2 protein-coding genes are annotated in these 2,105 nt (G+C 56.5%); one reads left to right on the top strand and one right to left on the bottom strand.

Translation table 11 applies throughout. The features are described from left to right. Window positions 1-192 precede the first annotated feature (192 nt). Window positions 193-1,092, bottom strand: a complete 900-nt coding sequence (locus DY926_RS04090; RefSeq protein WP_116702208.1) for a LysR family transcriptional regulator — start codon at window positions 1,090-1,092, stop codon at window positions 193-195. A 116-nt stretch (window positions 1,093-1,208) separates the two neighbouring features. Here DY926_RS04090 and DY926_RS04085 point away from each other — a divergent pair, with 116 nt between their 5' ends. Then, on the top strand, window positions 1,209-2,063 hold the full coding sequence (locus tag DY926_RS04085; RefSeq protein ID WP_241503052.1) for an alpha/beta hydrolase: 855 nt from the start codon (window positions 1,209-1,211) through the stop codon (window positions 2,061-2,063). The last annotated feature ends 42 nt before the right edge of the window (window positions 2,064-2,105 follow it).

The following is a 2,105-nucleotide window of genomic DNA, read 5'->3' as shown; positions in this document are numbered from 1 at the left end:
GATCAGGACAGTTCCAAATAAAACAGATCGCTCACGCCGTGGTGACAGACCTCCACATCGCACCAATCCCGCGCAGCGGGTTCGTTCCCCCCCCCTGAACTGCCTGTCCGCTCAAGAAACGTGAAGCGGACAGGCGGCAGACGCCTCGTGTCAGACAATGCGTGTGAATGTTGGATATCCCAAAAGCAGACACTACTCCCGTACTGAAGCTTGCAATGCGGCGATGAAAGCAGTCATCGCCGATGAGTGTTGGCGACGGCTTGGATAGTAAAGGTGATAGGGCTCGAAAACCTTTTGCCATTGTGAGAGCACCTCGACCAGCTCTCCTGTCGCAATTCGGGAAGCCACAAGATCATGCGGCAGCCAGGCCAGCCCCAGCCCGCCCAGACAGGCCTCGCGTATCTGAAAAAGGCTGGTCAGAACAAGTTGCCCAGACGTTGTGATTCGTATGTCCTTGCCGCTTTTCCTGAACTGCCAGGGGAAAAGTTCGCCGTGTGTCGGCAGCCGCAGATTGATGCAGGGAAACTCGGCCAGATCACGCGGGTTTCGTGGACTCCCATGCTGCTTTAGAAACGTCGGCGTGGCTACGACGGCCATCGGCACATCCGGTCCGATCCGCAATGCGATCATGTCTTTCGAGACTAGCTGGCCGCGTCTGACCCCGGCATCATACCGTTCGCGCACGATGTCAGTCCGACCGTAATCGGTTGTGAGATCCACATGGATCTCCGGATAGTCAACAAGAAAGCGCTCCACAACCGGCCAGAGTACTCTACGGATCGCATATTCATCGGCTGAAATGCGGATCGTACCAGACGGACGCTCGCGCAAAGTACCAAGCTGTTCCAGTCCGCGTTCAATCCGGGCAAGCGCCGGTTCCACCTCTGCCAGAAGCCGCTCTCCGGCCTCGGTCGGAGAGACGCTTCGCGTCGTACGGTTGAACAGGCGGATTCCCAAGCGTTCTTCCAAATTGCGGACTATCTGGCTGAGCGCGGACTGGGACACGCTGAGCCGTGCGGCGGCCCGGGTGAAGCTCCCCTCGGCTGCCACGATGACAAAAGCATTCAAATCGCGAAGATTCTCATTCATCATTCAGAAGTATGGCTAATGACTAAATGCGGAACAAGCCATCTAAACTTATAAGGAGAGTTGTTTCATCTTTCCTCCTGTCGGGCGTTTCAGGCTCGAAGCGGAAAGGAACGATGACAATGAAAACCGTGACCTTCAAAAACAGAACCTGGGATATGGCGGGGGATCTGCATTTTCCGAAGGATTTTGATAAGAGCCTGAAATATCCAGCCCTTGTGGTGGCTCACCCGATCAGCTCCTGCAAAGAACAGACTGCCGCCATTTATGCCGCGGGATTGGCGGAAGCCGGATATGTCTGCCTTGCCTTCGATGCGTCCACCCAGGGCGCAAGTGGCGGTCCCGGACGCTATCTGGAAGATCCGACCTTGCGCGTCGAGGATTTCCGCGCGGCGGCCGATTACCTCACAACGCTAGGGTTCGTTGACGGAAACCGGATTGGCGTGCTCGGCATCTGTGGTGGCGGTGGCTACGCCGCGAATGCCTCCATGACAGAACGTCGTTTCAAAGCCGTTGGCACTGTTGTCGCTGCCAATTATGGTCGTCTGTGCCGCGAGGGGGATCTGTCTCCAGATGCTGCCCTGAAGGCTATGGAAGGCATCTGTGCCCAGCGCACAGCTGAGGCACATGGGACTGCAGCCGCCATTACAAGCTACATCCCACAGTCGGAAAAGCAGCTTGCGTCCTGCGACATCAAGGATGTGGATGTTGTTGAGGCTGTCGATTATTACACGACGCCCCGTGGCCAGAAGCCCGGTTCGCCCAACAAACTAAATGTGGTCAGCACGGGTGCAGCCTTTTCGTGGGATGCATTCCACTTGGTGGACCGTCTGCTGACCCAGCCGTTGCAGGTCATTGTTGGCGGCGGTCAGCCCGGTATTTTCGGTTCCTATCGCGACGGCTTCGAGCTGTTCGACAAGGCCCGGTCCGAGAAGGGATCACGACACGAAAGTGTATTTTACGTACGCTTGGAGTGAACACCTGTAGAACTGGCCACATTGAGGTTCACGCAACAAGTA

It is taken from the genome of Komagataeibacter melaceti (assembly GCF_003403295.1).
GTDB classification, from domain to species: Bacteria; Pseudomonadota; Alphaproteobacteria; order Acetobacterales; family Acetobacteraceae; genus Komagataeibacter; species Komagataeibacter melaceti.
The sequence above is the reverse complement of the archived record's forward strand: the minus strand, read 5'-3'. Positions and strand labels throughout refer to the sequence as shown.

Bases quoted from the DNA above. Each gene is read 5' to 3' on its own strand.
- DY926_RS04090 (WP_116702208.1), bottom strand. From the start codon at position 1,092: ATGATGAATGAGAATCTTCGCGATTTGAATGCTTTTGTCATCGTGGCA.
- DY926_RS04085 (WP_241503052.1), top strand. From the start codon at position 1,209: ATGAAAACCGTGACCTTCAAAAACAGAACCTGGGATATGGCGGGGGAT.